Raw genomic sequence first — 24,578 nt, 5'->3', positions numbered from 1 at the left:
CACTCAGCCGCGCACGCGCAGGGTCAGGCCCTTGAGGAAGTTGCGCATCAACTGGTCGCCACACGGGCGGTAGTTGTCGTGGCCAGCCTTGCGGAACAGCGCGCTGAGCTCCGGTTTGCTGACCGGGAAGTTGACCGACTTGAGAATCGCGTGCAGGTCGTCCTCCTTGAGCTCAAAGGCCACACGCAGCTTCTTGAGGATCAGGTTGTTGGTTACCGGCAGCTCGATCGGCTGCTGCGGGCGGCTCTCGTCTTTGCCACGGCGGTAGATCACCAGGCCGTCAAGGAAGTGCGCCATCACCCGTTCCGGGCAGCGCACGAAGCCTTCCTCTTCTTCTTTTTTCAGGTAGGTGGCCAGCACCAGAGGATGCACTTCGAGGCCAGAGAGCCCGATGATTTCGGCCATCTTGGCGTCGTTCACCTTGAGCATGTAGCGCAGGCTGCGCAGGACGTCGTTGTGGTTCATTGCAGCAGAATCCTGTTCAGGTGCCGCGCATTCCAGCGCGGCGTATTGCTTAGAAACGTTCGGAGGTAGCCAGGTAACGCCATTGGCCCAAGGGCAGCTTGCCCATCGACACACCACCCAGGCGAATGCGTCGCATGCCTAAAAGCTCCAGGCGCAGGTAGGCGCATAGCTCGGAAATCTGCCCTGGTTGTGGGTTTTTCAACACCATGCGCAGGTGTGTCTCGTTCTGCCAGCTGGCCTTGGCCTTGGGCAACTCGCGGTCATTGCGCATGGCCCCACGCGCCAGGCGTTCCAGCGCCTGGGGGGTGGTTTCGCCGCGCACTTCAATGATGAACTCCTGCTCCAGGCGACGCAGGTCGGCCTCGATCTTGCGGGATACCCGCCAGTCCTGGGTAAACACCTGCAGGCCGCTGGCGCCACGCTCCAGCGGTGCCACGCAGGCCTGCCGGGCAAAATGCCCGTGCAGGGCGCGCACGCCTTCGCGGTGGGCTTCGCTGAGGCTGCCCATGTTCATGCTGGCGCGGGCATCTTCACTGTCCATGCCGGCTGGCTGGTTCAGCAGCAGGGTCACTGGCTCCAGGGTTTCGGCACGGGCACCTGGCAGCAGCTCGACGCGCTGCTGCTCGACCTTGAACTGCGGCTGCTCGACCACCACGCCATCGACCGTTACCCAGCCTCCTTCAATGTACTGCTCGGCCTCGCGGCGGGAGCAGCCGAGCTGCTCGATGAGGCGTTTGGACAGGCGGACGGGTTCGGACATGGGGCAATTCGCAAGGCAGGGAAAGGCCTCCATTGTACCTGCCTGCAAGCGGTAGATGATGGGAATCTGTGTCAGATGCGCCATTTTGGACACATAGCGCGGCACATTCAGGCGCCGCCTCAAGGCACTGTGCGCATCAGCCTCATGTGCAGCAGAGGATAGGGCTGGCCCAGGCCGTCGGTTTCCGAACGGCCGATGACCTCGAAACCTTCATGCAGGTAGAAGCCCAGCGCTTTCGGGTTCTGCTCGTTGACGTCAAGGTACTCGGCATTCAGCTCACTGATGGCATAGCGCAGCAGGCGCTTGCCTACCCCTTGGCCGCGGTAGCCAGGTGCGACGAACAGCATGTCCACCCGCCCGTTGGCGACACCGGCGAAGCCACAGATGCGCTGGCGGTCCTTGCAGCAGATCAGCATCACTGCGTCGAGGTAGCGGCGCAGCACATGTTCGCGCAGTAGCAGGATATAGCCCTCTGGCAGAAAGTCGTGGGTGGCGCGTACTGAATCCTCCCACACCTGTACCAGCTCGCTGTAGTCGCACAAGCGCGGGGTTTGCAGCGTCAGTAGCGCAGCCATGCCGGTGTTCCTCTGGGGCGATAGGGAAAACATAGCAGGCCAACCACCGGTCGGCTGGTTCGCTTGGCGCTTGAGACCTGGGGAGTGACGGTCTATTAATTAAGCGTGGGAAAAAATCCCACGTAAGTATAAGTTCAATCTGAAGCAAGATTACTGACTGATTTAGCGTTCTCGTGGCGAAGACCTGGAGACGGACTATGCAAATCCACCTGCTTTTCAAGAAGGCTTTACTCGCGGCTGCTGTAGCTGGCGTGTTGTCGATGTCCATTGCCTTGATCCCTGACTCGATTTCTCATGGCTTCAGTGCCTACGCTAAAGATGGCGGTGGCGGTGGCGGTGGCGGTGGCGGTGGCGGCGGTGGCCACGGTGGCGGTGGAAGTGGCGGCGGCGGTGGCCACGGTGGCGGTGGAAGTGGCGGCGGCGGTGGCCACGGTGGCGGTGGAAGTGGCGGCGGCGGTGGCCACGGTGGCGGTGGAAGCGGCGGTGGCGGTGGCCACGGTGGTGGTGGAAGTGGTGGCGGCGGTGGCCATGGTAGCGGAAGCGGAAGTGGTGGCCACGGCAGCGGCGGTGACGGTGGTGGCCATGCCGGCAACAGCGGCAGTGGCCACGACGGTAATTCGAACGCTGGGCGCAGCAGTAACCATGCTGAAGCGGGTGACGATCATGGCAATCACGCGGGTGGGGAACCCGGGGATGATCATGGTAATCATGTCGGCGGTGAGCCTGGCGATGATCACGGCAATCATGTTGGTGGTGAACCTGGTGACGATCACGGCAACCATGTGGGTGGCGAACCGGGTGATGACCACGGTGTTCATGCCGGCGGCGAGGCCGGGGATGACAACAGCAGAAGCTGATTGGCGCTGACCCGAGGTGGCCCATACAAAACCCAGCGGACGGGTTTTGTATGAGCAGGTTCTGGCCTGTCTTGCCTTTATCACGTCATTTCCAATGAGTGCTGACAGCTTTTTCCTCGTCCATGCCGGGATATGATTGCGGTTTGCGTGGGATTAATTCCCGCGTCTTATACTGGGTGCCTCTGTCAAGGAATGCCCTCGATGCAATCGCCTGTCTTACCCCCGTCGATGCTGAGTGCGCTGCGGCGTGTGATGCGCCCGCTGGTGCGCCTGATGCTGCGCAAAGGGGTTACCTACACGATGTTCACCGACCTGCTCAAGGAGGTGTTCGTCGATGTGGCCCATCGCGAGTTTCGCCTGAACGACACCGCGCCAACCGATAGCCGCATCAGCCTGCTTACCGGCGTACATCGTAAAGATGTCCGGCGGCTGCGTAATGAGGGTGACACTGCAATTGCGGCCCTGCCGGATAACATCACGCTAGGTGCACAGTTGGTCAATGTATGGACCAACACCCCACCATTCTGCTCGGCACCCGGCCAGGCGAGGGCGCTTGCGCGGCTAGCCAGTGTGGGTGGCGATTGCTCATTCGACGCCCTGGTCGCCAAGGTCAGCACCGATATTCGCGGCCGGGTGGTGCTGGACGAATGGTTGCGCCTGGGCGTCGTGCGGCTCGATGAGCAGGATTGCGTGCACCTGGAAGCCCATGCATTCGTGCCACAGAAGGGTTTTGATGAAAAGGCTGCGTACTTCGGCCACAACCTGCATGACCATGCCTGTGCGGCGGTGCACAACGTCAGCGGCGAAGGCCCGCCATTTTTTGAGCGTAGCGTGCACTACGATGCCTTGAGCCCGGCCAGCGTCGAGCATTTGCGAGATGTGGTGGCCAAAGATGGCATGCAGACACTACTTGCCTTCAGCCGGCTTGCAGCAGCGTTGGAGAGTGCTGATGAGCCCGGTATCGAACAACGTCAGCGCATCACTGTCGGGCTTTATTTCTACACTGAAGCTACCGATTCCGATCCGTCGAAGACACCCGGCCCATGACACTTCTTGTGCGCTACCTCAGTGCTGTCATGTTTGCCCTGGTTTTCGGGGGGAACCTGATGGCCCCGGCCGAGGTGGCCGCAGCGCCGGTGTGTGTCAGCCGTGACGAGATGGGTATGGCCGGTGCCGCAGGCCTGCAGTTTCCCGGCGGTATGGGCGGCACCGGTGTGCGCAATGAAAATGGCGGCGTCGGTGGCACCGGTGCCCCAGTCCAGCAACGCCCGGGTGGTACAGGCGGCACGGGCGCGGTGGCGGAGGGTGTGGACGGCACCTACTTTGATCAGCGCCACGGGGGGGAGGTGGTACCGGTACGCCGATCCTGCGCCCGGGTGGTACTGGGGGTACAGGCATCGTCGGTACCATCACCGGCTTCGCCTCGATCTGCGTCAATGGCATGGAAGTGCACTATGGCAAGGACGTACCGGTGAGTCAGAACGGTGCGCCTGCCAGCAGTGGTCACCTGGCGATCGGGCAGGTGGTGGCGGTGGAGGCATTCGCCACCCAGCGCGGCCTGCAAGCGGGGCGCATTTCGATCCTCAACGTCTTCGAAGGGCCGTTGACGGCGCTGCCCAATGCCTCGGCCCCGCTGCGGGTCATGGGGCAACCCGTGCGGCTGGCCGCTGGCGCGCGGGTGGCTGAAGGGCTGCGCCCGGGTGAGCCCGTGAGGGTCAGCGGCCTGCGCGATGCCCGGGGAGAAGTCGTGGCGACCCGTATCGAACGGGCACCGGGGTTGAGGGAGGCCAGCGCCATCGGCGCGGTTGATCGCACTGGCAGCCTTCAGGGGTTGAAGTTGGGTACCCGTGTGGCGCCTGCTCGTGAGGTGCTGGTGCGCGGCCAGTGGACCGGGCGCCAGCTTGAAGTGGCGCAAACCCGTCCAGACCCGAGCCTGCCTTTTGCTGGTCGTGTCCAGCAGGCGGTGGTTGAAGGGCTGGTACAGCGCACACAAGCTCGGCAGTTGGTGGTTGCAGGTCTCAATGTGACATTGGGGCAGGGCACCGTAATTGTCGGCCGGCAGCCAGCGGCGTTGGCGCTTGATCAACGTGTGCGGGTGAGCGGGGTGCTCAATGGAACTCACGAGCTGCGGGCAACCCGCGTGGAATTCCAGGACGACCGTGTCGACAATACTGACAGAAGCCAGTCGGGGCACGGTGGTGAGCATGACGGAAGCAGCTCCGGCGGCTCCAGCAGCGGTCATGGCGCAAGCGATGGGGCCAACGGTCGCGATGAAAACAGTGATGATCACAGTGGGCGCAGTGCCGTTGACGGCTCGAGTGACCATGGCAGCGGTGACAAGTCGGGAAAGTCGGTACACCTCGACGCATTGGAGCAATCGACGCGCAGTAACAGTGGAAGCTCCGAACGGGTTGAGAAGGTCGAAGTCGAAAACACCGGAAAGGTCGAAAAAGTAGACAAGGTCGAGAAGCCCGAGAAAGTCGAGAAAGTCGAGAAAGTCGAGAAAGTCGAGAAAGTCGAGAAAGTCGAGAAAGTCGAGAAAGTCGAGAAAGTCGAGAAAGTCGAAAAAGTCGAAAAAGTCGAAAAAGTCGAAAAAGTCGAAAAAGTCGAAAAAGTCGAAAAGCCTGAACGGGTCGAAAAGGTCGAAAAGGTCGAGAGAGTCGAAAAGGTGGAGAGGCCGGAAAAGGCAGAGACGGTGGAAAAAGTCGAGCATCCAGAGCGATCCGGGCGTTAGCCAACTAGGCTGGGTAAGTCTGGCCATGCCTCCCGAAAGAGTACTGAGTTGCAAATGAGACCCACGCTCCCTCTTTTCGCCTGTTTGCTCTCGTGCACCTGCGTGTCGGCGCTGGCCGATACCTTCAGTGCCGCCATTGGCATGGATTATTCAAGTGGCGACTATGGTACCGGCACCACTTCGGAAATCTGGTATGTGCCGGTAGTCGGCAAGTATGAGAGCGGCCCCATGACCTACAAGGTTACCGTGCCTTGGTTGCGTATCACCAACCCCGAAGTCGGCCCCAATGGTGACCCCTTGCCCGGTGGTTGCCGAGACGTGGAAAGCGGGTTGGGTGACACGGTTGCCAGCGTCGCCTATGCACTGCTCGATGGTAGTGACGGCGGCCTGATGCTGGACCTGATCGGCAAGGTCAAATTCCCTACCGCTGATGAAGACCAGTGCCTGGGCACCGGCCAGTACGACTACACCACCCAGGTCGACATAGCCAAGGGCTTTGGCCCGGTCACCGGTTTCGCGACACTGGGTTGGAAGAAGTTCGGTGACCCGCCCGATAGCGACTTCGATGACCCGGTATTTGCCAGTCTCGGCTTTGCCCTGCCGGTGGCGGTCGGTACTTCGGCCGGCGCCTCCTACGATTGGCGGCAGAAAGTGGTCTCGACCGGGGCGCAGATCAAGGAGCTTACCCTGTTCCTCACCCACAAGCTCAACCAGCAGTGGAAAGTCCAACTCTATGCAGTCAAAGGCTTCTCGGATGCCAGCCCGGATGCCGAGGGCGGCCTGATGCTGTTCCACACGTTCTGACAAAAAAGCCCCTGCGCCGGTCATTCTCTATGGAGAACGCCGGGGCAGGGGCTTTGCAGGCTTCAGCCGTTTTAGATGGGTTCAGCCCACAGGTCGTATTCGTCGGCATCCACCACACGGCAACGCACTTTGTCGCCTGGCTTGAAACCATGGTCGCCATCGATGAACACGCTGCCGTCGATTTCCGGTGCATCGAAGAAGCTGCGGCCAACCGAACCTTGTTCTTCGACTTCGTCGATCAGCACGTCGATTTCCTTGCCGATGCGCAATTGCAGGCGGGCAGCACTGATGGCCTGCTGGTGGGCCATGAAGCGGTCCCAGCGCTCTTGCTTGACGTCGTCCGGTACTTCTTCCAGGCCCAGGTCGTTGGCCGGGGCGCCTTCTACCGGCGAGTACTGGAAGCAGCCCACGCGGTCGAGCTGGGCTTCGGTCAGCCAGTCCAGCAGGTACTGGAAGTCTTCCTCGGTCTCGCCCGGGAAGCCGACGATGAAGGTGGAGCGGATCACCAGCTCAGGGCACTGCTCGCGCCAGTTCTTGATACGCGCCAGGGTGCGGTCTTCGAAGGCCGGGCGCTTCATCGACTTGAGCACTTTCGGGCTGGCGTGCTGGAACGGGATGTCCAGGTACGGCAGGATCTTGCCGGCAGCCATCAGCGGGATCACGTCGTCAACGTTCGGGTAAGGGTACACATAGTGCAGGCGTACCCAGGCGCCCAGGCTGCTCAGTGCTTCGCACAGCTCGAGCATGCGGGTCTTGACCGGGCGGCCGTTCCAGAAGTCGGTCTTGTACTTGACGTCGACGCCGTAGGCGCTGGTGTCCTGGGAAATCACCAGGATTTCCTTGACCCCGGCCTTGACCAGGCGCTCGGCCTCGCTCAGCACTTCACCCACCGGGCGGCTGACCAGCTTGCCGCGCATCGACGGGATGATGCAGAAGCTGCAGCTGTGGTTGCAGCCTTCGGAGATCTTCAGGTAGGCATAGTGGCGCGGGGTCAGCTTGACGCCCTGTGGCGGCACCAGGTCGATCAGCGGGTTGTGGTCCTGACGCGGCGGCACCACTTCGTGAACGGCGTTGACTACCTGCTCGTACTGCTGCGGGCCAGTGACCGACAGCACGCTTGGGTGCACGTCACGGATGCTGCCTTCTTCGACGCCCATGCAGCCGGTGACAATCACCTTGCCGTTTTCCTTGATGGCTTCGCCGATCACTTCCAGCGATTCGGCCTTGGCGCTGTCGATGAAGCCGCAGGTGTTGACCACCACCACGTCGGCGTCCTCGTAGGTGGGTACGACTTCATAGCCTTCCATGCGCAGCTGGGTCAGGATGCGCTCGGAGTCGACCAGGGCTTTTGGGCAACCCAGGCTTACGAAACCTACCTTGGGGGTGGCGGGCGTGGTGGACATGACTAACCTCGGTATTGAATGCAGGTCGCCCGGCCGGAATCGGGGGCGAACTTGACGGGCGCTTTTGGCGCCTCTGATCAAAAAGTGCGCAATTCTAGCGAGCGCAAGGGCGCTTGACCAGCAGAAATACGACGAACGCTGCGCTATGCTTCGCGCCGTTGTGCCGGGGTACCTTCTAGGGCCTGGTGGCTTTCGTGTACTTAGCTCAAGGCCGCAAGTACATGTTCGGGATCGTTATGAATCGCTCGAAGCAAGGCACGAGCTGGTCCTTCAGGTTCGCGACGGCCCTGTTCCCAATTTCGTAGAGTTCCTACTGCGACATCGATACGTTTGGCAAACGCAGCCTGGGAAAGGCCAGTGGCTTGACGAATCTTTTTGACTTGAAGTGCGTCTACGTGGAACTCACGCGAGGGCTGACGCTCACCGCGATCGATCTCATCCATCTGAGTCATGCTTTCCACAAGACGATCGAAGAGATGCTTTTCCATTATTTCCACCCTTTGTTTAGTGCGCGAAGCTGCGCTTTCTGACTGCTTGTCAAGGTATCCACGATGCCCTTGCGATAGATCAGAATCATACGGATCTGGTGGGCTGCAGTGACGTGGTAGTAGATCACTCGTACACCCCCACTCTTGCCCTTGCCCTTGGCTGCCCAGCGGATCTTTCTGAGGCCGCCGGTTTCCTCCAGGAGAGAACCGGCTTCGGGATGCTCGGCCAGATAGGCCTGCAAAGCCCGGTATTCTTCATCATCCAAGTGCTCCTTGAGATCGGAGGTGAATACTGGGGTCTCGATGAAGATCATGCAGTCCCTGCTATGCGTCAATGGCGTAGCTGGATGATAGGGCGCTCATCTACGTTGTACAAGGTGACGCTTGTGTCAGCGTGTGATTCTTCTTGATCAGGGGATGAGCGGTATAGGGTGAGATCAACGTTCAAGTATGGATTGAGAGTCATCAGGGCAATCCAGGCCTTGCAAACCGAAACCTGCCTTGGGGGTGGCGGGTGTGGTGGGCATGACTAACCTCGGTATTGAATGCAGGTCGCCCGGCCGGAATCGGGGGCGAACTTGACGGGCGCTTTTGGCGCCTCTGATCAAAAAGTGCGCAATTCTAGCGAGCGCAAGGGCGCTTGACCAGCAGAAATACGACGAACGCTGCGCTATGCTTCGCGCCGTTGTGCCGGGGTACCTTCCAGGGCCTGGTGGCAGAGTGATTACCAAGGGCCGTGAAGGCCGTTTGCGGGAGTGGTCGATGGTTCAGGCAAGCAGTCACGCTGAGGGCGGGCACGAGGGGAAGCAGGGTGCGTCACGGTCGGTGGGCCTGCTGGTGGCGGCGGTCGGGGTGGTTTATGGCGATATCGGCACCAGCCCGTTGTATACCCTCAAGGAAGTCTTTACCGGCGGCTACGGTGTGTCGGTCAACCATGATGGCGTGCTGGGGATCCTCTCGCTGATCCTGTGGTCGCTGCTGTGGGTGGTGTCGTTCAAGTACGTGATGTTCATCTTGCGCGCCGATAACCAGGGGGAGGGCGGCACCATGGCGCTGACCGCACTGGCGCGGCGGGCCACGGCGGCGTACCCGCGGCTGCGCACACTGATGGTGATCTGTGGCTTGATCGGCGCTTCGCTGTTCTATGGCGACAGTATGATCACCCCGGCGGTGTCGGTGCTGTCGGCGGTGGAGGGCGTGGGCCTGGCCTTCGACGGTATCGACCACTGGGTGGTGCCAATTTCGCTGGTGGTGCTGGTGGCACTGTTCCTGGTACAGCGGCACGGCACCGAGAAGATCGGCAAGCTGTTTGGTCCTATCATGGTTACCTGGTTCTTGGCGCTGGGCGCGCTGGGTGTGCATGGCATCTCGCAGAGCCCGGAAGTACTCAAGGCGTTCAACCCGGCCTGGGCAGTCAATTTCTTCGTGGTGCACCCCGGTATCGGCGTGGCCATTCTCGGCGCGGTCGTGCTGGCGCTGACGGGGGCCGAGGCGCTGTACGCCGACATGGGGCACTTTGGCCGCAAGCCGATTGCCCGGGCCTGGTTCATCCTGGTGCTCCCGGCGCTGGTGCTCAATTACTTTGGCCAGGGTGCATTGCTGCTGCAAAACCCGGAGGCCGCGCGCAATCCCTTCTATCTGCTGGCGCCGGGCTGGGCGCTGCTGCCGTTGGTCGGGCTGGCCACCATGGCCACGGTTATCGCCTCGCAGGCGGTGATTTCCGGGGCCTTCTCCCTGACCCGCCAGGCCATCCAGCTGGGCTATATTCCGCGCATGCAGATTCAGCACACCTCAAGCGATGAGCAGGGGCAGATCTACATTGGTGCGGTGAACTGGACCCTGATGGTGGGCGTGGTGTTGCTGGTTATCGGTTTCGAGTCGTCAGGCGCACTGGCGGCTGCCTACGGGGTTGCGGTGACCGGTACCATGCTGATCACCACCGTCCTGGTGTCAGCGGTGATGCTGCTGCTGTGGAAGTGGCCGCCGCTGCTCGCAGTGCCGATTCTGGTCGGCTTCCTGCTGGTCGACGGGCTGTTCTTCGCCGCCAACGTGCCGAAAATCGCTCAGGGCGGTGCGTTCCCGGTGTTGGCCGGTGGTGTGCTGTACTTGCTGATGAGCACCTGGAAGCGCGGCAAGCAGATTCTGGTCGAGCGCATCGATGAAGGGGCGCTGCCATTGCCATTGTTCATCAGCAGCATCCGCATTCATCCACCGCACCGGGTCGAGGGTACGGCGGTGTTTCTGACTGCACGCTCCGATGCCGTGCCGCATGCGCTGTTGCACAACATGTTGCACAACCAGGTGCTGCACAGCCAAGTGGTGCTGCTGACTGTGGTCAGCGAGGACCGGCCCCGTGTGCCGGAACATGAGCGTTTCGAGGTGGAAGCCTATGGCGACGGATTCTTCCGGGTGTTGCTGCACTTTGGGTTCATGGATGAGCCGGACGTGCCTGCCGCGTTGAAGCTGTGTCATCTGGATGGCCTGGACTTCACGCCCATGCGCACCACTTACTTCCTCAGCCGCGAGACGGTGATCGCGTCACGGCTGGAGGGGATGTCGCGCTGGCGGGGCAACCTGTTCGCGTTCCTGCTGAAGAATGCCAACGGCAACTTGCGCTTCTTCAACCTGCCGTTGAACCGGGTGATCGAGCTGGGGACCCAGGTCGAGATCTGAATGGGTTTATACAGCAGGCTCAGGGCCGCAGAGCGGCCCTGAGCCTTGTCAGTTCTGCTCAGCTACGCTGGACTTGCCTTGGCGCGTCTCGATCTCGCCAATCAACCGCTTGGCGAGTGCCGGGTAGTTCTCGTCGAAGTGGTGCCCGCCAGGCAGTTTCAGGCGCTCACCTACTGCCGTCTTTTCCGTGCAACCGCTCTCGTCGGTTTCCTCGACGCCATATACGCACACGACCTTGGACGCCGGCAGCTTGGCCATTTCCGGCCCGGTTGGCGCTTCCTGGCCTTCCTTGCCCAGCCAGCCCTCGACCTCGATCTCGAAGCTGCCACTGCGCGCAAAGGCTAGCAGCATCACCGCATCGATACGCTGCTGGTCCTCGACGGGCAGGCGGTTGTAGATCGCCGGCAGCACGTCGGCGCCGAACGAATACCCGGTCAACACGAAGCGCTTGGTACCCCACTTCTGCCGGTAGTGATGCATCAGCTCGGAAAGGTCGGCGGCGCTTTGTTCCGGGGTCTTGTGCTGCCAGTAGTAGCGCAGCGTGTCGATGCCCACCACCGGGTAACCCAGCTTGGCCATTTCCCCGGCCACGTCGCGGTCCAGATCGCGCCAGCCACCATCACCAGAGAGGAACAAGGTAACCGTGTCTGTGGTTTGCCCGGCCGGCACTTCGACCACCGGGATGGCCAGTGCGTTACCGTCGCGGCCGACCAGGGCTTGGGTCAGTTGCGCCTTGAGCACTTGTGGCAAGTGGATGTCGTAGTCGCTGATGCTGGTTTCGGCGTTGGCCTGGTCGCGCACGAAGGCGGCGCTGGCGTCATCCGGGTTGTCGTTCCAGGCGACGTTCCAGTGGCCATGGGCAGCCGATTTGGGCAGCGGTGCCTGGCAGTCAGGCTGTTCGAGGGTGAAGCCCACGGAAATGGCCCGGGCCTTGTCATCGTTCTGGCTGGCCAGCCAGCGCCAGGCTTGGGCGGCACCGGGACCGATACCGGCGACCAAGGTCGGTTTTTCCTGCAGTTGGTTCAGCGCCTGGTCCATGGCCTGTTGCTGCTTGCTGCAGTCGCCAGGCGGCAGAATCACCTGCACCAGCTGGGCTTCACCGGCCTGGCTCAGGTCGAGCAGTTGCTTGCCCGTCAGTGCCTGGTCTTGTGGCACGCCGATGGCCACCCGGGCCTTGGGGTGCACGCCAGGGGTAACACGGGTGATGCTGGTGTCATTGATGCTCAACTGTTCCAGGCGCGCCTCGGGCGCCGGGCGCGTCCACAGCCAGAAGGCCAGCGCACCACCCAGGGCGGCCAGCAGCAGGGGAACCAGCAGGTACAACCAAAAGCGTCGGGTCATCAGCGTTTCACCAATCCAGTCAGGCCGCCTGCAATCAGGGCGGCGGTGTCGGCCAGTGCCACCAGCGGGTCGAGCCCGGCTGGCACGGCCATGTAGCGGGGTTCCCAGTCCGGCTGGAACTTGTCCTTGAAGCGTCGAAGCCCCTGGAAGTTGTAAAGCTGTTCACCACGGCGGAACACCAGCGAACCCAAGCGTTGGGTCAAGGGGGCGCCGCGCCTTGGTTGCAGGCCGGACAGCGGTACCATGCCCAGGCTGAAACGCCCGTAGTCATGGCTTTTGTAGTGCAGGATCAAGCCGATCATCATGAATTCCATGGTCAGCTTTGGCGCTTCGGGGTGCGCACGCATCAGGTCGAGGCTGGCCAGCTCGTTTCCATGGGTTTCCAGCAGGTTGGCGAAGGCTACCGGGCGGCCCTGGAAGCGAATCAGGGCTATGCGGAAGTGCTGCAGGTAGTCTGGGCTGAAGCGCCCCAGCGAGAAGCCTTTCTCGCGCACGTTCTTGCCGCCGAGCCAGGCGTCGGAAATTTCCTTCAGCTCAGCCATCGGGGCGTGGCCGGGCTCATGGATCTCCAGGCTCAGGCCATCGCGTCCGCCGCGGTTCCAGGTGTAGCGCAGGTCTTTCATCTCCTTGCCTTTGGCTTCAAGGTCGAAGCGGCGCAAGTCGACCCGGGCTTCTTCACCGAGCTTCAATGCGGTCAGGCCGATGTCCATGTAGAACGGCAGGTTCTCTGCGCGCACCTGATAGAACACGGGGCGTGCGTGGTGCAGGTCGCACAGGTCGCGGAACTGCCAGATCATCTCGGCGCGTTCCTGGGCCGGGCCTATCGGGTCGTACAACGCCACCAGGCTGCGGCCGCGCCGGGCATACATGAGGAACGCGTTATCACGCGGGTGGAACAGCAACGCCTTGTCGCCAGTCAGCGCCAGGCCACCGTCGGGCTGGTCGGAGGCCTGCAGGATACGGTTGGCGCGTTGCAACTCTTCTTCGTCAGGCAGGTGGATCACGGGCGGCGCTGTACGCAGCAGCCACGTCAGTGCCACGGCAGCCAGCAGCAAGGCACTGCCCATGGCGGCGCGCAGGCCCCGTGGTGCATCGGCATCGAGGGTGAACTGCCACCACAGCTGATGGCTGTAAGGCACATCCTGATAGGCGAACAGCAGAAGCCACACTGATGCGCCTACCGTACAGGCGCTGGCCACCAGGAACACCGGCGAGAAGGGCAGCTCCAGCAGTCGGCTGGGGCGATAGAACGAGCGGCGGAACAGCGCGAGCAGGGCGGCGGTAAAGGTCAGCAGGCAAGCCTCTTCCCAGTCAAAGCCCTTCAACAGCGACAGCAGGGCGCCGACCAGCAACAGCACGGTGGTCAGTAGCCAGGCGGCGGACAGGCGCCGGCGCAGGCCTTGGGCCAGCAGCAGGCAGAGCACACCGATCAGGCTGGCGCCGAAATGAGAGGCATCGATCAGCCGGTGTGGCACCAGGAAGCCCATATGCTCGAGGCGCGTATCTATCTCGGGCGTGGCACCGGAAAACAGCAGCACCACGCCGGACAGGAACACCAGGATCGACAGGATCGGTGCGGCCAGACCCGAAGCGGCCTTGATGGCCTGTTGCGCAAACAGCAGGCGTCGGGCTTCATTGGCCAGCAGCAACACGCAGGCCAGCAGCAGTGGCAGTACCACATAGATCAGCCGGTACAGCAGCAAGGCTGCCGCCAGCGGTGCGGCACCGAGCTGGTCGGCAAAGGCCGCCAGCAGGATCGCTTCGAACACCCCGACGCCGCCCGGTACGTGGCTGAGCACGCCCGCAGCCAAGGCCAGCAGGTACACCAGCACGAACGCGCCGAAAGGAGGGGCTTCGGGCAGCAACAGGTAGAGCACGGTGGCAGCCGCCGCCACATCCAGCGCGGTAATCAGCAATTGCAGGGCCGCCAGGCGTGCATCCGGCAGGCGAAGTGTGCGCCGCCCCAGTTGAACGAGCAGGTTATTGGCCGCCGGTTGCTCGGCCAGGCGTCGGCGGTACAAGCCAATTACCAGTAAGGCAGACACCACCAGCACGGCGCTGGCAACAGCTGCCAGCAGGCCGGGCGCCAACCCGAGCGCTGTCGAGGCCGCGGGCAGGTTGCTCAATGTCGCCAAGGCGGCCAGGGGCGGCAGCGCGCAGCCCAGTGACAGGCTGGCAAACACGGTCATGCGTGCGACTTCGCCAGCACCAAGCCCTTGCCGTGCATACAGGCGATAGCGAACCGAGCCGCCAGAGAGCATCGACAGGCCGATGGCGTTGCCGATGGCAAAGGCGCTGAAGCCGCCCAGTGCCAAGCTGCGTGCTGGCAGTTTCACGCCTGCATAGCGGCTGGCCGACCACTCGTAGCCCAGCAGGATCACAAAGCCGATCACCGTTGCCAGCAAGGCGCCCAGCAATGACTGGGTCGGCACGCTGAGCATGGCATCGTGCAAGGCATAGATGTCCAGCTCGCTCAGCAGGTGGCGGCAGGCAATCAAGGCCATCGTGAACAGTAGCAGGGTCACCATCAGGCCTATGGGCTGGCGGTAGCGACTCAGGCGTTCGAGTAGGGGCAGGCGCTGCACAGCACCGGGTAGCGCCGTAGCGAGTGGCACCGGAGGTTCGGGATTGTGCGAAGTCATGAGTTGCCCCGGGCATGCAGCGCGAGGTGAAGGAAAGGTGCGGCCAAGTGAAAGTCCCTTAGGAAAACGTATCCAATGTTACTCCGGCCTCATGCGTTTGCAGCGGCTTGGCAGGGTTAAAGATAGTTCATCCTGGGCACGACATCTCAAGCCTGCGGGTTGGCATGAGGGGAGGGAAAATCGAGGCGACGAAAGTCAGGGAGGTATAAAGCAACAAACCCCGCGCTGCTTTTACACAGGCGGGGTTTGTTCTGACGAATATGGTTGCGGGAGCCGGATTTGAACCGACGACCTTCGGGTTATGAGCCCGACGAGCTACCAGGCTGCTCCATCCCGCGTCAGTGGGGCGGATTCTACAGTGTGTGGTTTCTATGTCAAGCGCTAGGCTTTGATTTGTCGAAGTTTTTTCGAAAATGCTTATCTGCAGACAAAGAAAAAGGCCACTGTGTTAACAGTGGCCTTTTCTTGAATCTGGTTGCGGGAGCCGGATTTGAACCGACGACCTTCGGGTTATGAGCCCGACGAGCTACCAGGCTGCTCCATCCCGCGTCAGTGGGGCGGATTCTACAGCGTGTAGTTAATATGTCAAGCGCTAGGCTTTGATTTTTCGAGGTTTTTTCGAAAAGGCTTTTTTACGGGCAAAGAAAAAGGCCACTGCGTTAACAATGGCCTTTTCTCGAATCTGGTTGCGGGAGCCGGATTTGAACCGACGACCTTCGGGTTATGAGCCCGACGAGCTACCAGGCTGCTCCATCCCGCGCCTGTGAGATCGAATTCTACGGATTTACGCACTGATGTCAAGCAATTGTTTTGGAAAAACCTTTTTTGTTCAAACCCTTAGCGCTTCATAACAGTGTACAGCTCAGTCACGGCGGGGCTTTCAGGCCGATTATCGTGTAGCAAAGCAGGTGAGCTGTTTCAGAGGAGGGCGCATGCGATACTATCTGTATGAATTTACAGTGCTGACGGTCGTCCATGTCCTTGCGCAAGATCATCCACGTCGACTGCGATTGTTTCTACGCTGCGATCGAGATGCGTGACGACCCGCGCCTGGCCGGTCGCCCCATGGCGGTGGGGGGCTCGCCCGACCATCGCGGGGTAATCGCCACCTGCAACTATGAAGCGCGTGCCTATGGTGTGCGCTCGGCCATGTCATCGCGGCATGCGCTGAAGCTTTGCCCCGACCTGTTGATCGTCAAGCCGCGCTTCGAGGCCTACCGTGAGGCCTCGCGGGAAATCCACACGATCTTTCGCGACTACACAGAGCTCATCGAGCCTTTGTCCCTGGACGAAGCCTATCTGGATGTCAGCGACAGCCAGTGGTATTCGGGCAGCGCCACGCGCATTGCCGAGGATATTCGCCGGCGTGTTGCCCGTACCCTGCATATCACCGTGTCGGCAGGGGTGGCGCCTAACAAGTTTCTGGCCAAGATCGCCAGTGACTGGCGCAAACCCAATGGGCTGTTCGTGATTACCCCAAATGAAGTGGAAGCGTTCGTTGCAGCCTTGCCGGTGGCCAGGTTGCATGGGGTGGGTAAGGTGACGGCCGACAAACTGACGCGGCTGGGCATCGAAACCTGCCTGCATTTGCGTGAGTGGTCACGGCTGGCATTGGTGCGCGAGTTCGGCAGTTTTGGCGAGCGGTTGTGGGGGCTGGCACGGGGGATCGATGAGCGTGCGGTGCATAACGACAGCCGACGCCAGTCGGTGAGTGTGGAAAACACCTACGACACCGACCTGCCAGACCTGGCCAGTTGCCTGGCGCGGCTGCCAGAGCTGCTGGCTAGCCTGAACGAACGCATCGCCCGAATGGACAGCAGTTACCGGCCAGACAAGCCGTTCGTCAAGGTCAAGTTCCATGACTTCAGCCAGACCACCATGGAGCAGGCCGGGGCCGGCCGGGACCTGGAGAGTTATCGGCAATTGCTAGGGCAGGCGTTCGCCCGTGGCGGCAAGCCGGTTCGCTTGCTAGGGGTAGGGGTGAGGTTGCGAGACTTGCGGGGCGCGCATGAACAGTTGGAGCTGTTCCCGCCTAAATGAAAGGGGCTGCAATGCAGCCCCTTCTATTAATGCACGCCTGGATCCGCCACCAACCGGCCAGTGGCCTTGGTCAGCGACTGCAGGAACTCCTGTTGCAGCTCCGGATCGTTGCGGGTCAGCTCGATCAGGCTCTGTTCCATTTCACTGGCTTCCTCTTCAAGGCCCAGTTCGGACAGGCGCTTGACCCGGTGCACCCACTGGCCGACATCATCATCTTCGAGGTCATCGAAGATCAGCTCATGGGCTTCGAGCAGCTTATTGCGCAGGGTGGCGCTGACCAACAGGCTGGCATCGCCTCGTACCGCATTGTCCTCGTCAAGTACTTGCAGGTGCAGGGTGCCGACGTGGTTGAGGTTCTGCTCGGAGAACGGGCTGTCGAGCAGGTTCAGGCGCAGCACGCCGTTGCGGTCGGTGGTCAGCTCGTGGGTCATCTTGCCGGCCTTGACCTCGACCAGGCGCTCGCTCCAGGGAAGGCTGATGGATTCCTCGCGCTTGCCTTTCTGCACTTCGCTGATCCCGGCCAGGTTCTGCTGGGCGCGGCCGTTGGATGGCACGTTCATGAACGGGTTGAGCCCATCCACGCCATAACTGAGCCAGTCGTGGGTGATACTTTGCGGCAGGTTGCCCAAGGCAAAGACGTTGACCACATTGGCGCCGACACCCGCCACCACGGCCACTGCACCCAGCGGGATCTCGTAGATCTCCCGCCAGGGTTGGTAAGGCGTATAGCGGTCATAACGACGGGTCACTTCGAATTCGGTGACTTCGAAGCGCTTTTGCTCATGCACGCGCACACGTCGCTGCGGAAGCTCCATCACCTTCGGCTCGCCGACATCGATCTGCAGGGTATGCTCGAGCAGTTTGCGCTCGACGCGCTCCTCATGGTCGCTGCGCTGGGACATCTGGTTGGCGCAGCCGCTGACGAGCAGGGCGCCGCACAGTGCGGCGCCCCCAAGGGTAAAGGTACTTCGCTTGTACATGATCACTCGTGCATTGGTTATCAGCGGCGAACGCGGGCCTGCAGGAAGGTCAGCACTTCATTGAGCGGCAACGCCTGGGCGTCCTGCTCGGTGCGGTGCTTGTACTCCAGGTTGCCTTCGGCCAGGCCGCGATCGCTGACGACGATGCGGTGTGGGATGCCGATCAGCTCCATGTCGGCAAACTTGATGCCTGGGCTGGTTTTCTTGTCGCGGTCGTCCAGCAGCACTTCATAGCCGGCGGCAGTCAGTTCGGCATACAGCTTGTCGGTTGCTTCGCGGACCACGTCGGTTTCGTAGCGCAGTGGGACCAGGGCAATCTGGAACGGAGCCAGGGCGTCGTTCCAGATGATGCCCTTGTCGTCATAGCTCTGCTCGATGGCAGCTGCAACCACACGGGACACGCCAATGCCGTAGCAACCCATCGACAGCACGACCGGCTTGCCGTTCTCGCCCAGCACCTGGCACTTCAGCGCCTCGCTGTACTTGGTGCCCAGTTGGAAGATGTGGCCCACTTCGATGCCGCGCTTGATAACCAGGGTGCCCTGGCCGTCCGGGCTTGGGTCGCCTTCGACCACGTTACGCAGGTCGGCAACCTGTGGCACCGGCAGATCGCGCTCCCAGTTCACACCGAAGTAGTGCTTGTCGTCGATGTTGGCGCCGATGCCGAAGTCGCTCATCAGGGCAACCGAGCGGTCGATGATGATCTCCAGTGGCAGGTTGAGCGGGCCGAGCGAGCCGGCACCGGCGCCAATGGCGTCGCGCAGTTCGGCTTCGGTGGCCATGACCAGTGGGTCGGCAACCTGTTCCAGCTTGGTGGCCTTGATTTCGTTCAGTTCGTGGTCGCCACGGACGATCAGGGCAATCAGCTTGCCCTCTTCGGCACCGCGTACGATCAGGGTCTTGACGGTCTTTTCGATCGGCAGGCCGTGGTTTTCCACCAACTGGGCGATGGTCTTGGCATTCGGGGTGTCGACCAGGCGCAGCTCCTCGGTAGGGGCAGGGCGCACGGTTTCACGCGGGATGGCTTCGGCCTTCTCGATGTTGGCGGCGTAGTCGGAGCTGTCGCTGAAGATCACGTCATCTTCGCCAGACTCGGCCAGCACGTGGAACTCGTGCGAGTAGCTGCCACCGATCGAGCCGGTGTCGGCCTGCACAGGACGGAAGTCCAGGCCCAGGCGGGTGAACACATTGGTGTACGCCTGGTGCATGCGATCATAGGTTTCCTGCAGGGAAGCCTGGTCGGCATGGAACGAGTAGGCGTCCTTCATGATGAACTCGCGGCCACGCATCAGGCCGAAGCGTGGGCGGATCTCGTCACGGAACTTGGTCTGGATCTGGTACAGGTTGAGCGGCAGCTGTTTATAGCTGGACAGCTCGTTACGGGCCAGGTCGGTGATCACTTCTTCGTGGGTAGGGCCGACGCAGAAGTCACGCTGGTGGCGGTCTTTCAGGCGCAGCAGCTCAGGGCCGTATTGCTCCCAGCGACCGGATTCCTGCCACAGCTCGGCGGGCTGGATGCTCGGCATCAGCACTTCCAGGGCGCCGGCGGCGTTCATTTCCTCACGCACCACGGCTTCGACCTTGCGCATTACCCGCAAGCCCATCGGCAGCCAGGTGTACAGGCCGGAGGCCAGTTTGCGGATCATGCCGGCACGCAGCATGAGCTGATGGCTGATGACCACTGCGTCGGCAGGGGTTTCTTTCTGGGTGGCGAGCAAATATTGACTGGTGCGCATGGTTAGCCGTGTCGATTGCCTAAGACGTTGAAATAGCCCCGCATTGTACGGGGGGGAAACGAAGGCGTACAGGATGCCCCAGGGCGTGACACTTGTCAGCCAAGAAAAAGCCCGGCGTGATTGCCGGGCTTTTTCAGGTGCGGGGCACTGCAAGCCAGGCTTACAGGATGCTCAGCGGGTACTCCACGATCAGGCGCAGTTCGTCGATCGATGGGGAATCGTAGTAGACACCATCGGAAGAACGGTAGGTTGCTTGACGCACGCGGAAGCTCAGGTCTTTCGCCGGGCCTTCCTGCAGCACGTACTTGATGTCGACGTCGCGTTCCCATTCTTTGCCGTTGGTGGTGCCGGCGACGTTGGCGTCGGAACCGCGTACATAACGGGTCATGAAGGTCAGGCCTGGAATGCCGTATTCGGCAAAGTTCAGGTCGTAGCGAGCCTGCCAGGATTTCTCGTCTTCGGCGTTGAAGTCGGAGCGGGCCACGGAGTTGGCCAGGAAGATGGTGCCGCCACCGTCGATACCATAACCATAGTCGCCGTCGCCGGTGACTTTCTGGTAGGCCAGGGTGAAGGTGTGAGCGCCGATGTTGTAGGCGCCCGACAGGCTGAACGCGCGGTTGTCCAGCTTGTCGCCATCGAATGCGCGGTACTCGGCAGAGCCTTCGCTCTTGGTGTCATAGATGTTGAAGTCGAACACCAGGCCTTGATTGTCGGAGATCGGCAGCGCCCAGTTGACGTTGGCGTAGTATTTGCGCCAGTAGTCTTCAACCTTCGAGTAGTACAGGCTGGTGCTGAGGTTGTCGGTGAAGGCGTAGGTGCCGCCGACCACGTTGGCTTCCTTCAGGCCGAAGCTGTCGCGGTTGGTTTGTTCTTGGGCAGTCAGGCTGGTGAAGTGACCAGCGTGCAGGGTCAGCCCTTCGATCTCGTTGCTGGTGATCAGGGTGCCCTGGGCGATTTCTGGCAGCAGGCGGCTGTCATCGGTGGCGAAGACCGGCAGCGCGGTGAACTGGTCACCCACTTTCAGCACGGTGTCGGAGATGCGGAATTTGACCGCGCCGCCGCCCTTGGAGTAGTCATCCTGCGAACGGCCGTCGGAACCGGTCGGGAACAGGCCGGTACCGGCACGGCCCTTGCCGCTGTCCAGTTTCAGGCCGAGCATGCCGATGGCGTCGACACCCACACCCACGGTGCCTTGGGTGAAGCCGGATTCGAAGGTGCCGACGAAGCCCAGGCCGGTTTCTTCGCGACGGCTCTGGCCGCCTTCGTTGTTACGGAAGTCACGGCTGAAATACAGCATGCGGGTCTTGACGCTCAGCTTGCTGTCTTCGATGAAACCTTTGGACTCGTCCTGTGCCGAGGCCATTGCCAACTGCGAGGTCCCTGCCGAAACGGCCAGGGCGATCATGCTCCACTTCATCACGCGCATCGTGATTTGCTCCTTTGGTTTTTTAGGAAGAGTACCGCTGCGTCCAAGTCTTTTAGTTATATGGGGCAGCTCTTTCTTGTTATGTCGGCGAAAATGTATAGCACGCAGACTGTTGTTGGCGATATGGCTATAAGCACTCTTTGCGGAACTTTTTCACTATGTCGCTTTTAAGTATTTCCATGTCGCAAATCACGCCCCGATCGAGGGGCCGTATAACCTCAGCGCTATTCCTGTCACCGTAACGAATCTGTAACTACCGATTCCGGTTGAGGAAACTCCCTGGTAACCCATGTCGCTGTTGTTATTTGTCGCGTACACCTGCCACTGCAGATGTCGTGCCGACTTGGCGTGAAGGGAATGCAACAAGCGTGCTCAAAATTCGCAACAGTTCATGAAATTTTCACAAAACCTGCTACCGAGGGTCGGAAAGTCCCGTAAATGCGGGACGAAGGCTGCTTGTGTGATTTGTGCGATCGAGAATCATTAGAAATTAAAAACTTGCCTTTAGAGTCAAAGTGTTACCGCAGCTTGTTCATCCAGCATCGTTTGTGGGGTGGTCAGTGTGGGGAGGGCGGGCAGGTGGCCTCATTTTGGTGCGAAAAGTAGCGCTGTGTTACCGGGAGTGTGCAAGGTATCCTTGCTGGCCTGTTTTCCGCCTGAAGCGGGATGGTATTGCCTGAAGGAGATATGCCGTGTTCGTCCTCGATTCGCGTTTGCAGCAGGATTCGCTGGTGTTGGGAGAGTTTCCGCTGTGCCAGTTGCTGCTGAGCAAGGATGCCAATTACCCATGGTTCATTCTGGTGCCCAAGCGCGCTGGTATCAGTGAACTGTTCGAGCTGGATGCGGCAGAGCAACAGCAGTTGTGGCAGGAAACCACCTTGTTGGCAGAGGCGTTGAAAGCCAGCTATGGGGCCGACAAGATGAACGTGGCTACCTTGGGCAACGTGGTCAGCCAGTTGCACATGCATGTGATCGTGCGCCAGCGCGACGACGCTGCATGGCCGGCACCGGTATGGGGCAAGTGTGCGCCTGTGGGCTACACCGATGATCAACTGCAAGCTGTTCGCCAGCGTCTGCGCGGGCTACAACTTGCTGGATACCAAGAGGCCTGAGATGACACTGGAAATGCGGATGGTCGAACTGGAAACCCGTCAGGCGTTTCAGGATGACACTATCCAGGCGCTGAATGACGTGGTGGTGGAGCAGGCGCGGGTGATCGAGCGGCTGCAATTGCAGATGGCCGAGTTGATCAAGCGTCATGAAGAGATGGTTGGCCAGTATGGCAGCGAAGGGGAAGAGGCCCCGCCTCCTCATTATTGAGTTGTTCCAGGCTGCTATCGCCGGCAAGCCAGCCCCCACAGGTATGATGCTGCCTTCAGGTGCAGCACGGCCCTTGTGGGCGCTGGTTTGCCGTTGATAGCGTCGGCCGGTCAGCCGTTGGTCAACGGCGGTTTACTGCAACCACGTCTTCGGCCTGCAGGCCCTTGTCGCGGTGCATCACCGAAAACTCCACGCGCTGGCCTTCGACCAGAATGCGGTGGCCCTCACCGCGGATGGCCCGAAAGTGCACGAAGATGTCATCGCCCGAGTCTCGGGAGATGAAACCAAAGCCCTTCGATGTGTTGAACCATTTGACGGTGCCGGTATCACGGTTGCCAGCATCTTGTGTCACGTGTTGAGTGCCGCGTGCCTTGCGCGGGCTGCGGGCAAAGCCCACGGCCAGATGCACGGCCACGGCCAGCGCCGCACACACCAGGGCTGCCAGGTTGCCCATTTCGGGGCGGGCCAGTAGCGTCAGGGTCTGCAGCACGACGGCGACTACCAGCAGGGCGCAGGCCAGGTGCTGCAGTTGTTGCCGCGCGCCGCGATGATACAGCGGCACGACCGGGGCCAGCACAAGGTTGAGCAGGCCGAGCAGGGCCAGGTAGACCGCGTCGGGTTGTTGCAGGAAGGGTGTCGCATCGGTTTTCAGGCTGGGTATGAGCGATAGCAGCAAAGCTGCCACGCCCGTCACCAGATGGACGATCTTGAACATGGGGTTGGCTCACTGTTGATAAGGCCGATCACAGGAAGAGCTGGCAGCACGGTGCGCATGAGATATAGAGCGCGAACACGTGGCAGGCCAGCCTATGCACCCGGCAATGACAGTCCGCACGGGTGGCACACTGCCTATTTAACAGTAAAGCCGCAGCCTACTCAAACCGCAGGCCGCCCAGTGGGCAATGTATTGCGCCATGTCACATGCGGCATGCGACAAGTGTTGCTACAGTGGTCGGCACCCGCTTGAGTCTCAAGCCTTGTGGAAAGGGGAGCTTCATGGCAATCGATATCGGTATCAGTGAAGAAGATCGCAAGTCCATCGTCGATGGGCTGTCCCGCCTGTTGTCGGATACCTACGTGCTGTATCTGAAAACCCATAACTTTCACTGGAACGTCACCGGCCCGTCGTTCCGCACCTTGCACCTGATGTTCGAAGAGCAGTACAACGAACTGGCCCTGGCAGTCGATTCGATCGCCGAGCGCATCCGTGCCTTGGGCTTCCCGGCACCGGGTTCGTATGCATTCTATGCACGGCACTCGTCGATCAAGGAGGAGGAAGGCGTCCCCCCGGCAGACGAGATGATCCGCCAGCTTGTTCAGGGGCAGGAGGCCGTGGTACGCACTGCGCGCAGCATTTTCCCTGTGGTGGACAAGGTCAGTGACGAGCCGACCGCCGACCTGCTGACGCAGCGCATGCAGGTTCACGAGAAAACCGCCTGGATGCTGCGGGTACTGCTCGACGACAAGTAACCGTTGCTCAAGGCGGAAAGCTTGCGCAACCCCTGTGGGAGCGGGCGTGCCCGCGAACACCGGCGCAGCCGGTGCCATCCACCGCATTGCCTGCTCCCACAGGCTCCGCCTGGCAATCTGGTATTTGCGAAGGAACATTTTGCCGCTGCTTTAAGCTCGCCCGTCAGCGCTTCATAGGTCACCTGGTACCTGTGACGAGGAAGTGTGGCGCATGATGCAAGCGAACAAGCGTATGGCCGGCCAGGGCAGCTGGCCAGGAAAACAGTGCATCGACCCGTTCAAGGCGGACTTCGACATGTTGCAGACGCAGCCGGTGTCACGTTCCGTGCGGCTCAACGGCTTTTCTACCTGTCTGCGCCTGGAGGCTGTCTACTGGGGTATCCTTGAGCGCATCGCCGCCGCCAACCGTTGTTCGGTCAGTGCCGTGTTGTCCTACGTGGACCGTGAGGTGCACCTGCGCCAGGGCGGAGTGCGCAATTTCAGCGGGCTGATCCGGGTAATCTGCGTGGCGTGGCTGCAGGACCCGCCAAGTGCGCGCTGATCGCCAGGCGGGCTGCGCAGTGCTTGCTAACCATATATAATCCCGCTTTTTGCTGCCCCCCGGCAGCCAGCGTTATGGTTGACGAGAGACACCCATGCCCCTTTATGACTATCAATGTGCGTCCTGCGAGCACCGCATGGAAGTGCTGCAGAAGATCAGCGCCGCGCCGCTGATCGATTGCCCGGCCTGTCAGGCGCCGGCACTGAAAAAGCTGCTGTCGGTGCCAGGCTTTCGCCTGAGCGGTAACGGTTGGTACGAAACCGACTTCAAGACCGGGGCGAAAAAGAATCTGGCAGGCGGCGACAAGGCCGACTGAGTTGAAT

Annotated in this window: 22 protein-coding genes, 3 tRNA genes and 1 pseudogene; 11 read left to right on the top strand and 15 right to left on the bottom strand. The window is 61.1% G+C overall.

Translation table 11 applies throughout. The annotated features are described in order from the left end of the window. Positions 1-3: 3 nt before the first annotated feature. The 3 genes from C4Q27_RS05140 to C4Q27_RS05130 form a co-directional block, all read right to left on the bottom strand. Positions 4-465 (bottom strand): DUF1456 family protein, encoded by a 462-nt coding sequence (locus C4Q27_RS05140; protein WP_010952343.1) that lies wholly within the window; start codon positions 463-465, stop codon positions 4-6. 49 nt (positions 466-514) lie between these two features. Then, positions 515-1,225 (bottom strand): rRNA pseudouridine synthase, encoded by a 711-nt coding sequence (locus C4Q27_RS05135; RefSeq protein ID WP_010952344.1) that lies wholly within the window; start codon positions 1,223-1,225, stop codon positions 515-517. Between the two features lie 119 nt (positions 1,226-1,344). Further along, complete coding sequence (locus C4Q27_RS05130; RefSeq protein WP_014755577.1) at positions 1,345-1,800, bottom strand: GNAT family N-acetyltransferase; 456 nt, start codon at positions 1,798-1,800, stop codon at positions 1,345-1,347. A 294-nt stretch (positions 1,801-2,094) separates the two neighbouring features. On the opposite strand from C4Q27_RS05130, the gene C4Q27_RS29900 reads away from it, so the two are divergent. From C4Q27_RS29900 to C4Q27_RS05105, 4 genes and pseudogenes are all read left to right on the top strand, one after another. After that, positions 2,095-2,667 (top strand): hypothetical protein, encoded by a 573-nt coding sequence (locus C4Q27_RS29900; RefSeq protein WP_305888154.1) that lies wholly within the window; start codon positions 2,095-2,097, stop codon positions 2,665-2,667. 191 nt (positions 2,668-2,858) lie between these two features. Further along, positions 2,859-3,704: a DUF6502 family protein gene (locus C4Q27_RS05115; protein WP_104886575.1), complete on the top strand. Its 846-nt coding sequence runs from the start codon at positions 2,859-2,861 to the stop codon at positions 3,702-3,704. Next, a pseudogene (locus C4Q27_RS05110) lies at positions 3,701-5,391 on the top strand (DUF5666 domain-containing protein). Before C4Q27_RS05115 ends, C4Q27_RS05110 begins: the two are co-directional and overlap by 4 nt. 54 nt (positions 5,392-5,445) lie before the next feature. After that, positions 5,446-6,195 (top strand): hypothetical protein, encoded by a 750-nt coding sequence (locus tag C4Q27_RS05105; protein ID WP_104886574.1) that lies wholly within the window; start codon positions 5,446-5,448, stop codon positions 6,193-6,195. 71 nt (positions 6,196-6,266) lie between these two features. Here C4Q27_RS05105 and rimO read toward each other — a convergent pair whose 3' ends face one another. From rimO to C4Q27_RS05090, 3 genes are all read right to left on the bottom strand, one after another. Further along, positions 6,267-7,598 (bottom strand): 30S ribosomal protein S12 methylthiotransferase RimO, encoded by a 1,332-nt coding sequence (gene rimO / locus C4Q27_RS05100; RefSeq protein ID WP_064492880.1) that lies wholly within the window; start codon positions 7,596-7,598, stop codon positions 6,267-6,269. 200 nt (positions 7,599-7,798) lie between these two features. Further along, entirely contained in the window at positions 7,799-8,086 is a 288-nt protein-coding gene (locus C4Q27_RS05095; protein WP_049587986.1) for a DNA-binding transcriptional regulator, read from the bottom strand. After that, complete coding sequence (locus C4Q27_RS05090; RefSeq protein ID WP_049587984.1) at positions 8,086-8,400, bottom strand: hypothetical protein; 315 nt, start codon at positions 8,398-8,400, stop codon at positions 8,086-8,088. The genes C4Q27_RS05095 and C4Q27_RS05090 overlap by 1 nt, the downstream gene beginning before the upstream one ends. Before the next feature lie 448 nt (positions 8,401-8,848). Here C4Q27_RS05090 and C4Q27_RS05085 point away from each other — a divergent pair, with 448 nt between their 5' ends. After that, a complete protein-coding gene (locus tag C4Q27_RS05085) occupies positions 8,849-10,759 on the top strand; it encodes a potassium transporter Kup (RefSeq protein ID WP_104886573.1) in 1,911 nt (636 codons plus the stop codon). Positions 10,760-10,807: 48 nt separating this feature from the next. Here the strand turns inward: C4Q27_RS05085 and C4Q27_RS05080 are convergent, their stop codons facing one another. From C4Q27_RS05080 to C4Q27_RS05060, 5 genes are all read right to left on the bottom strand, one after another. After that, on the bottom strand, positions 10,808-12,100 hold the full coding sequence (locus C4Q27_RS05080; RefSeq protein WP_064492882.1) for a virulence factor family protein: 1,293 nt from the start codon (positions 12,098-12,100) through the stop codon (positions 10,808-10,810). Then, complete coding sequence (gene mprF / locus C4Q27_RS05075; RefSeq protein ID WP_104886572.1) at positions 12,100-14,742, bottom strand: bifunctional lysylphosphatidylglycerol flippase/synthetase MprF; 2,643 nt, start codon at positions 14,740-14,742, stop codon at positions 12,100-12,102. The genes C4Q27_RS05080 and mprF overlap by 1 nt, the downstream gene beginning before the upstream one ends. Positions 14,743-15,003: 261 nt before the next feature. Continuing rightward, a tRNA-Met gene (locus tag C4Q27_RS05070) sits at positions 15,004-15,080 on the bottom strand. Positions 15,081-15,214: 134 nt separating this feature from the next. Beyond that, a tRNA-Met gene (locus C4Q27_RS05065) sits at positions 15,215-15,291 on the bottom strand. Positions 15,292-15,425: 134 nt separating this feature from the next. Next, a tRNA-Met gene (locus tag C4Q27_RS05060) sits at positions 15,426-15,502 on the bottom strand. A gap of 221 nt (positions 15,503-15,723) precedes the next feature. Here C4Q27_RS05060 and dinB point away from each other — a divergent pair. Beyond that, positions 15,724-16,782, top strand: coding sequence for a DNA polymerase IV (gene dinB, locus C4Q27_RS05055; protein WP_165366994.1), 1,059 nt, complete (start codon positions 15,724-15,726; stop codon positions 16,780-16,782). A 26-nt stretch (positions 16,783-16,808) separates the two neighbouring features. Here the strand turns inward: dinB and C4Q27_RS05050 are convergent, their stop codons facing one another. The 3 genes from C4Q27_RS05050 to C4Q27_RS05040 all read right to left on the bottom strand — a co-directional run bounded on the left by C4Q27_RS05050 (position 16,809) and on the right by C4Q27_RS05040 (position 20,924). Then, the gene (locus C4Q27_RS05050) at positions 16,809-17,762 is read right to left on the bottom strand and encodes a hypothetical protein (RefSeq protein ID WP_014589989.1); all 954 of its coding nucleotides are present in this window, start codon (positions 17,760-17,762) and stop codon (positions 16,809-16,811) included. A gap of 20 nt (positions 17,763-17,782) precedes the next feature. After that, positions 17,783-19,498, bottom strand: coding sequence for a proline--tRNA ligase (locus tag C4Q27_RS05045; RefSeq protein WP_014589990.1), 1,716 nt, complete (start codon positions 19,496-19,498; stop codon positions 17,783-17,785). A gap of 160 nt (positions 19,499-19,658) precedes the next feature. Then, positions 19,659-20,924, bottom strand: a complete 1,266-nt coding sequence (locus tag C4Q27_RS05040) for an OprD family porin (RefSeq protein ID WP_104886571.1) — start codon at positions 20,922-20,924, stop codon at positions 19,659-19,661. A 692-nt stretch (positions 20,925-21,616) separates the two neighbouring features. Between C4Q27_RS05040 and C4Q27_RS05035 the strand changes: the two genes are divergently transcribed. Together C4Q27_RS05035 and C4Q27_RS05030 are read left to right on the top strand one after the other, a co-directional pair. Beyond that, complete coding sequence (locus C4Q27_RS05035) at positions 21,617-22,036, top strand: HIT domain-containing protein (protein ID WP_010952360.1); 420 nt, start codon at positions 21,617-21,619, stop codon at positions 22,034-22,036. 1 nt (position 22,037) lies between these two features. Beyond that, the gene (locus C4Q27_RS05030; RefSeq protein WP_010952361.1) at positions 22,038-22,244 is read left to right on the top strand and encodes a SlyX family protein; all 207 of its coding nucleotides are present in this window, start codon (positions 22,038-22,040) and stop codon (positions 22,242-22,244) included. 121 nt (positions 22,245-22,365) lie between these two features. On the opposite strand, the gene C4Q27_RS29895 is transcribed toward C4Q27_RS05030, so the two are convergent. Beyond that, a complete protein-coding gene (locus tag C4Q27_RS29895; protein ID WP_014589994.1) occupies positions 22,366-22,959 on the bottom strand; it encodes a cold-shock protein in 594 nt (197 codons plus the stop codon). Positions 22,960-23,240: 281 nt separating this feature from the next. On the opposite strand from C4Q27_RS29895, the gene C4Q27_RS05020 reads away from it, so the two are divergent. The 3 genes from C4Q27_RS05020 (at position 23,241) to C4Q27_RS05005 (ending at position 24,571) form a co-directional block, all read left to right on the top strand. Then, a complete protein-coding gene (locus C4Q27_RS05020; protein ID WP_010952363.1) occupies positions 23,241-23,714 on the top strand; it encodes a Dps family protein in 474 nt (157 codons plus the stop codon). 211 nt (positions 23,715-23,925) lie between these two features. Then, entirely contained in the window at positions 23,926-24,255 is a 330-nt protein-coding gene (locus C4Q27_RS05010) for a ribbon-helix-helix domain-containing protein (protein ID WP_064492886.1), read from the top strand. Between the two features lie 94 nt (positions 24,256-24,349). Next, the gene (locus tag C4Q27_RS05005) at positions 24,350-24,571 is read left to right on the top strand and encodes an FmdB family zinc ribbon protein (RefSeq protein ID WP_010952365.1); all 222 of its coding nucleotides are present in this window, start codon (positions 24,350-24,352) and stop codon (positions 24,569-24,571) included. Positions 24,572-24,578: the final 7 nt, after the last annotated feature.

The organism is Pseudomonas sp. SWI36 (assembly GCF_002948105.1).
Lineage (GTDB): Bacteria > Pseudomonadota > Gammaproteobacteria > Pseudomonadales > Pseudomonadaceae > Aquipseudomonas > Aquipseudomonas alloputida.
The sequence above is the reverse complement of the archived record's forward strand: the minus strand, read 5'-3'. Positions and strand labels throughout refer to the sequence as shown.